Raw genomic sequence first — 735 nt, 5'->3', positions numbered from 1 at the left:
GTCATTTGTACCTATAGCACCCTACTATTTTAGCGCTTTTGTCCTTATTATTCCAGAACTTCTACTGCTTTGTCTAGTTGGGTGTCATTAGAAGCAATTAATGCTTGGATAGCCGAAATCATGGCACTTGCTGTTTCCGTATCAATCACACCTGTTTCAGCGAGTCCTTGGTCCGCTTGGAAAGCTAGCACGGCACTAGTTGTATCCTCTGCAAAAACAGCATCCACTTGGCTATCTTGGTAGCCTAAAGCCACTAGAATCGCTTCAATATTTTGAATCGCTTCTGAAACATCGCCCTCTTGGTAAGTTTGGCTCCTATCAATTAAGGTTAGAGATGCATAATCCGGTAAGCTAGCTTCAACATCCGGCGTTACCCCTGTTTCATTGATCCAAGTACCATTTGGTGTTAACCATTTGGCAATAGTAATTTTCAGTTCTGAATCAGATTCAAGGGAGAAGACATTTTGCACGGTCCCCTTACCAAATGTTTGGCTACCAACTACTGGTACACCTGCAGATTCTTGTAGAGCTGCAGCTAGGATTTCTGAAGCTGAAGCAGACCCTTCGTCTACTAATAAGACCACATCTTCATCAACTTGGAAGTCGCCGTAATCCGCGTCTGACGCTCCATATACATAAGGATCCGCATCTTTTTCTTGAACTTGCATGATGGTATCTCCATCATTTAAGAACATATTGGCGATTTGTAGGGCAGAAGTTAATAAACCACCTGGG

At 43.0% G+C, this 735-nt stretch carries 1 protein-coding gene; it reads right to left on the bottom strand.

Features of this window, described 5'->3' with window-relative positions:
• Positions 1–47: 47 nt before the first annotated feature.
• The coding region (locus ACRCJ0_RS17360) for a S41 family peptidase (RefSeq protein ID WP_431391403.1) at positions 48–735 on the bottom strand (688 nt) is incomplete at its 5' end.

The sequence above is a fragment of the Aerococcus sp. L_32 genome, from assembly GCF_050689315.1.
This window is presented reverse-complemented; position numbering and strand designations above follow the sequence as displayed.